Genomic DNA, 6,726 nt, shown 5'->3' on the forward strand with positions numbered 1-6,726 from the left:
GACGCTCAGCGAAAAAACGGCTGCCCGCCTTCGATGTTCCAGTGCCGTTCGATCTCGATCAGCCGCAGGCGCAGGCGGTTCACCTGCTCCGCGAGCCGCATCGCGAGCCAGTGCATGCCGTGCGCGTCCGGATCGGGAGGCGCGGACTCCATGCCCGGTTTCACGTCGAGCGTGTAGGCAGCGGCGTGCAGCAACCCGACCCGCCCGAACCGCAGCGCACGCGCCATCAGCAAAAGGGTCTGCCGTACCGCGCGTTCCTCCGCCGTGCAGGCGGCTTTTTCGTCGGGTGCCATGTGCTCGCCGAGCGGACCCGACGTCGCCAGCATCTCCAGCGCCGCGAGGATCGACCGGTGCAGCCGCTGGACTTCATCGAGCGCTGCGACGGGCACGTCGATTTCCTTCGCCACCGACTCCATCAGCGAGCGCGATTGCACGAGGCGCCGGCTCATCACGAGAAAGCGCTGCGTCAGTTCGTCAGGGTCGATCGGTTTGCCTTCGATGATCGCAGCGTAGAGGCGCGCGCATTCGCGCATGTTGTCGGCGAGCAGGTAGCGCCACCAATAGGTCGCGTAGAGCGGCAGTACAAAGGAGAAACTGAGCGCGATCACGATGCCGATCAGCACGTTCGCCGTGCGCCACAGGCCGACGTCGAGCGGCAGGTCGCCGTGGCCCGCGACGATCACCATCGTGATCGCGGTCAGGAGCGCGACGTAGCCCGCCTTGCCGATCGCGTGATACGCACACGCGCCCGCGATGGTCGACATCAGCAGGAACGTCAGCATGAGCGACCCGATCACGGTCTGCACGACGATGAGCGAAAGCCCGAAACTCGCGCCGAGCAGCGTGCCGAGCGCGCGTTCGGCCGCCTTCTTGCGGATGTTTCCATGATGCTGCAGTCCGCCGATCACGACGAGCAGCGTCACCGTCGCCCACACGCCATGCGGAAGGTTGATGCCGGACGTGAGCGCGAACGTAGCCAGCATCGCAAACCCGACGCGCAGCGCGTGCAGAAACTTCGCGTGCCGGTAGCGGAAATAAGGCGACGTCAGCACGTGAAGCATGCGCCGTGCGTGGCTGCGGCGGGAAGTGGGCGTGTCGAGTGAAGGCATGGGCAAGGCTCCCGTCGATGATGGCCGGACCACCGGGCGCGCCGGATCAGCGTCGATTCTAAGGCCGCACAATGCAAAACGCCCGCAACTTCCGTTGCGGGCGTTTTGCATGCCGATCAGCGTTGCGACGGCCCGTCAGCCTTCGACGACATCGAGATAATCCTCAGGCCGCGTGTGGTCGTCCGACCGCTTGAGGCCGATCACGCGAACGAGCACGCTCACGACGATCGACACCACCAGGTTCGCGATCAGCGCCCACACAGCCGCGTAGCCCGGAATGGTGTAGCCGAAGAGATGGATCGGATAGATCGAGCCCGCGAGCTTGAGCGACACCGCCATCCACGTCCCTACGCCGATGCCGACCGCCCAGCCGAGCAACAGGCCGCGATGGTCGAGCACGCGCGTATAGAGGCCGAGCACGAGCGCGGGCAACGTCTGGATGATCCAGATCCCGCCGAGCAGTTGCAGCTGGATCGCGTAGGTGAGCGGCAGCGCCAGAATGAACACGACCGCGCCGACCTTCACCAGCAGCGACACCATCTTCGCGACGTTGGTCTCCTGCTCGGGTGTCATGCCGCGGTTCACGAACTCGCGATGCACGTTGCGCGTGTAGAGGTTCGCCGCCGCGATCGACATGATCGCCGCCGGCACCAGCGCGCCAATGCCGATCGCCGCGAACGCCACGCCGACGAACCACGACGGGAAGTAGTGCAGGAAGAGCGCCGGCACCGCGAAGTTCGAACCGTAGGCCTTGAAGTACGGCGCGAATTCCGGCATGTCGCGCACGCCCGACGCGAGCGCCATGTAACCGAGCAGCGCGAGCAGACCCAGCACCAGCGAATACGCCGGCAGCAGCGCCATGTTGCGGCGGATCGTGTTACCCGAGTTCGACGACAGGATCGCCGTCACCGAGTGCGGATACAGGAAGAGCGCGAGCGCCGAGCCGACCGCGAGCGTCGCATAGGCGCTGTAGCCGTTCAGGCTCGCGGCATCCGGGGCTTTCAGCAGCAGCTTGGCCGGCTCGACGACACCGAAGATGTGACCGAAGCCGCCCAGTTGTGCCGGAATCACGATCATCGCGGCGATGATCGTCACGTAGATCAGCACGTCCTTCACGACCGCGATCATTGCCGGCGCGCGCAGGCCCGAGGTGTACGTGTAGGCCGCGAGAATCGCGAACGCGATGATGAGCGGCAGGTCGCCGACGAAGCCCTTCGTGTCGAAGCCGAGCGCGCCGATCACCACTTCGATGCCGACCAGCTGCAGCGCGATATACGGCATCGTCGCGACGATGCCCGTCACCGCGACCGCGAGCGCCAGCATGCGGCTGTTGTAGCGGGCGTGGACGAAGTCGGCGGCGGTCACGTATCCGTGCCGCTTCGCGATGCTCCAGAGCTTCGGGAACACGACGAACGCGAACGGATAAATCAGGATCGTGTACGGCAGCGCGAAGAAACCAGTTGCACCCGCGCCGAACACGAGTGCGGGCACGGCGATGAACGTATAGGCGGTATACAGGTCGCCGCCGAGCAGGAACCACGTGACGATGGTGCCGAAGCGACGGCCGCCGAGGCCCCATTCGTCGAGCTGGGCGAGGTCGCCTTTGCGCCAGTGCGCGGCGACGAAGCCGAGTATCGTGACGCCGACGAAGAACAGGACGAAGACAAAAGTTGCGGTGGAATTCATCATCGCGCGGTCCCCTTGCCCTTCGTGCCGATGGCTTTGGTCTTTTTATAGACGACGGCGGTGATGACCGCACTGATCAGTACCCACAGCAACTGGTACCAGTAGAAAAACGGAAAGCCCCAGAGTACCGGTTCGAGCTTGTTGTAGAACGGCACCCAGACGACTCCGATCCACGGCAGGATCAAAAGCCAGAGCCAATGCTTGTTGCGGGGTTGCCCCGTGCCAGTCGCAGCTTCGTGAGCCATGACGGTCTCCTATTTTGTTCTTTGAATTCGCCGGCCGCACGCCCGACCGTCGGATAGAGACCGACCGCGCAGAAAGCATCTCGAAAATAACACGAGGAGTATATGGACGCCTAAAACAGGGTCAAGCAGGGCGAACCCGAGGGATTCGACTGATGTGAAAGGTGGGTGTGATGAATCGTCAGCACGTTCGAAGCTTGCATAGAGCGGGAATGCCGCGACCATGAGTCGGGCAACGTTGTTCGATATTCTGCGCCGAGATCGTGCACTCCCAGAGGGATGATCGGTCAACCCAGTCGGGAAAATCAAAGCTCGCCGTTTCCCGACAACGGCGTCGCGAAGTGATTCTATTGCAGTCGGGGCATAGGGTGAATTGGATGTCCCCTTTGCGGCATTGCCGCTCAAGAAGGCGCGCGACTGGAACGTGAAGTGGCGCGGTTGCAACGCACCGAGCGGCCTTCGCCCGAGTTGCGGCACAACTGTATCCGGAATGCGAGCGGCTTTGCGGCGCGCGCGGCGATGGTTTTGCAGATGGCGTTGCGTGCGTCCGCCACCTGCGGCATCTGCCAGGCAGGAAAACGTGTGTCATCGCAATTACGATTATACAAAGTCGCCTGGTTCACTATGAATTAAAATTTAGTTGTGAAGGCGACCAGGACTATTTTCTGACCTGTTCAGAATAAAGCCTCTTCAGCTGATCGATTGAATCGACCGTTGTCGCAATTGATTCCTCTTCGCTCAGATACGGTGCCGATCCTCGAATGTTGTAGTTTAGCGTTATGATAGCCCCTGAGGATCTATATTGGTCGCCCGCGTTTTGTCGCAAAATAATAAATATTTTCCGCTTTTTTTCCGTAAATTTCTCCACCGAAATTGCGTTAAATGCGATGCAAGATTCGGAGACTTCATCACTCTGCCTGTGCATTCCCGAAACTACACGGCGAGATAGAAGACGTCCGGCAGAACTAAAGAGCGCGAGATCGCAAATCCGGTTCCTGTATTCTTTGGAATTGAATACGACCGCTGCTAAAAGGTATCGAGAACCCATGTCCGAAATATAAAGGTCTGACGCTTCTCCAAATATATCGACAGGTTATCAATGGCAATCGAGCGATATGCTGTGTCAACCCAGTTCGCCACCGCTTCGGATTCGCGTGCCGACAGTGGGCTCAATGCCAGAGATGCCTCACACCGGGTATAGGCGCTCGCAAGCAACAGAAATACATGAATCGTGCGTACGAGAAGAAATTTCACACTCATCCTGCTCCTTTTTTTATTTCAGATTTTTACCGACATTGCTCGATGTTGCCTTTCTTCGCTTGACGAGCTTTTCGTATATGCTCTCCAGTTGACTGTCGTAGTTATTTCTTCTATATCCGGGACCGTTGTACCCGGCTGCAATCGAAGCCCATTTTTTCTCTTTCAAAGCAGGCCTCAATCCAGTATTAATGGCAAATTTGACAACAGCCTTCAGATGCTCAACCTCTGATATGCACATGCTTTCGACAAAACTCGTGACATCCTTGAATCCACATACTTTGTAATTTGACCCCATGATTTGAAACTTGCCCCATGAACAAGCCGCCAATGAAGCCTCGGGAGCAAGCATGTACGCCTTCGTCAGCTTCTTGTATTGCCAGGAAAAGAGTCCGTAGTGGTTTCCGTCGTCAAAACCTTGCCGCTTTTGTCACGGGCACTGCCCGGTAAATACTCTTTTGAGCCAGACATGTCAGGATTATCTTCGCTGAACTTTTGATTAGTAATCTTACCGAATTTGTGGCGCTCGAAAAGTATTGTTGGCCGACACTGCTTATCAAAGGCACTCAGGCCAAGCGCTTGCAGTTTTTCAGTTTCTTGTTCAGCAATCGCCATGATCACTTCGACTTCACAATCAAGTCCCCTGCTGCACTGAGCCAATTCTCCTCCGTGATTTGAGCACCGGTATATGTCGTCTTAGCCCTAGCAATGATGTCCGGCTCCGCCGCGCAGTCATTGGTGACCTTTGCGACCGGTTTTCTCTCTGCTGTCTCAGATTCGGATAACTTGACACCGAGAAAACCGATTGCCTGTGTCCACCAGCTCTGTGCGACACTCGTGGCGAACTCTTCAGAACGCGGTTTCTCCGATGACGGTCCTTTTTTCGTAGGCTCACCCTTCACAGGGATCTCAACAGTCGGATTTTTCGGATGTGGATGCGTCTGCGCGGCGAGCTTCAATTTCGGGCTAATTAGGGTGACGAGTTTATTCGCATAGCCTGAAGCAATGGTGGCAATTTCTTTTAATTCGCCCTCGGCACGACTAACGAGAATCAGAATTTTATCCGTCGGCCACTCCGTCACGATTGCATCCGCGCGGCCCGTATGATCGGTCTTCCCTCACACTTCCTTTCCACAATACCTGATGACGTAAGACAAGTCGCGCAGCGGATTGTGATCCCGGTCCAGAAACTGAAGATTGACACCACATACCGCCTGCCTATTCAATGCGAGCCTTTCCCCGACCTCGATCCGATTCGGGTTACGAATGCCATTTAGCTTGGCCAGTTCCGAGACGGGGACGCCTGTCCGGCGCGAAATGCCAAACAACGTGTCATTAGACTGGACGGTATAGAAATCCTTGTTCGTCACGTCGCGCTCTCCGGCTCAGTGTCGCCATTCCTCACCTCGAATTCCTCAACGACGCCCCAATCGCCCCCGCCGATAAAGGCGGCTATCAACTCGGATTCATCGGTAAAAACACAACCGGTTATTCCATCCTCACTCGTAATGCCTGCGCGAAGCAGCTTGCCCCTGCGCGTCGCGGATCTCGTACTCGACGCCCGCCCAGGTCTCTCTGCTGCCGGGATCGTCGGCAATAATCTGCGACAAGTCGAATTTCTGACTGAATTGCTTCGTGTCGGGAATCTGAGCGAAACTCGGCGCGTGCAACCTCATGCTGGCCGGCCCCGGCTTCTCCCAGGAGGCACACTTCTCAAGAATGTCCCCGGGCGTCCCGTTTTCGATCCGTTCCGGCGTGATCCGGATATACGACCCACCCGCTCCGATCCACACTTCTTTCTCGGCGGCCAGCACCAGCCTGCCTTCGACACTCATGATCTTCAGATCCTTCTGCGCCGTTACGCTCATCTCGTCGCTTTGCGCCTGAATCTCGACCTTTCCCTTCGCCGCGATCAGCTTCATGCCGAGCTTCTGAGCGAACAGCGAGATCGCCTCGCCCGCTGCAACTGTGAATTTCCTGAGCACACCAATATCGGCGCTGCCGCCCGCGCTCGCCGTCAGATTGCCCTGCGCCGCCAACTGCAGGTGATACCCGCTCGTGAGCGCCATCCCCGCTGGCGCGCTCGCAAGCAACACCGCCTGCTGCAACCGGTCCAGACGCTGCTCCAGAAACTGGCGCTGCTGCTCGACCTCCGCCACCTGTGCCTGCGCCACGCGCGCGCTATCCGCCAACGCCTGCATCTGCGTAAGCGCGGCTTCGAGCTGCGTCTTCGCGACGCTCATGTCAAGCTGCTGGCCGATCGCCTTCGTCTGCGCATCGGCTGAGATCAACACGCCTTTAGCGCCCCGCACCGCCGCATGGCCGTCGGTGCGCAACTCCGCTCCTTTCCCCCGTTTCTCCCTCTGCACATCGACCATATGTCCAAGATTCAGCTCACTGGTCTGAAACGGCGTCGTCAGATGAACGTGTTC

At 58.7% G+C, this 6,726-nt stretch carries 8 protein-coding genes; all 8 read right to left on the bottom strand.

What is annotated here, in order from left to right:
• Window positions 1-5: 5 nt before the first annotated feature.
• Complete coding sequence (locus AWB81_RS15475) at window positions 6-1,109, bottom strand: FUSC family protein (protein ID WP_062636781.1); 1,104 nt, start codon at window positions 1,107-1,109, stop codon at window positions 6-8.
• A gap of 135 nt (window positions 1,110-1,244) precedes the next feature.
• Complete coding sequence (gene mctP / locus AWB81_RS15480) at window positions 1,245-2,795, bottom strand: monocarboxylate uptake permease MctP (RefSeq protein ID WP_062636827.1); 1,551 nt, start codon at window positions 2,793-2,795, stop codon at window positions 1,245-1,247.
• Window positions 2,795-3,040 (bottom strand): DUF3311 domain-containing protein, encoded by a 246-nt coding sequence (locus AWB81_RS15485; RefSeq protein WP_062636783.1) that lies wholly within the window; start codon window positions 3,038-3,040, stop codon window positions 2,795-2,797. Before AWB81_RS15485 ends, mctP begins: the two co-directional genes overlap by 1 nt.
• A 1,270-nt stretch (window positions 3,041-4,310) precedes the next feature.
• On the bottom strand, window positions 4,311-4,646 hold the full coding sequence (locus AWB81_RS48280) for an N-acetylmuramidase domain-containing protein (RefSeq protein ID WP_268811743.1): 336 nt from the start codon (window positions 4,644-4,646) through the stop codon (window positions 4,311-4,313).
• Window positions 4,647-4,657: 11 nt separating this feature from the next.
• Complete coding sequence (locus tag AWB81_RS48285) at window positions 4,658-4,909, bottom strand: N-acetylmuramidase domain-containing protein (RefSeq protein WP_087135005.1); 252 nt, start codon at window positions 4,907-4,909, stop codon at window positions 4,658-4,660.
• A gap of 2 nt (window positions 4,910-4,911) precedes the next feature.
• Entirely contained in the window at window positions 4,912-5,376 is a 465-nt protein-coding gene (locus AWB81_RS15500; RefSeq protein WP_062636785.1) for a hypothetical protein, read from the bottom strand.
• A gap of 36 nt (window positions 5,377-5,412) precedes the next feature.
• Entirely contained in the window at window positions 5,413-5,664 is a 252-nt protein-coding gene (locus tag AWB81_RS15505; protein ID WP_062636787.1) for a LysM peptidoglycan-binding domain-containing protein, read from the bottom strand.
• A 129-nt stretch (window positions 5,665-5,793) separates the two neighbouring features.
• Window positions 5,794-6,726: DUF2345 domain-containing protein (locus AWB81_RS15510; protein WP_144444134.1), on the bottom strand; the 933-nt coding region annotated here is incomplete at its 5' end.

The organism is Caballeronia arationis (assembly GCF_001544975.2).
Lineage (GTDB): Bacteria > Pseudomonadota > Gammaproteobacteria > Burkholderiales > Burkholderiaceae > Caballeronia > Caballeronia arationis.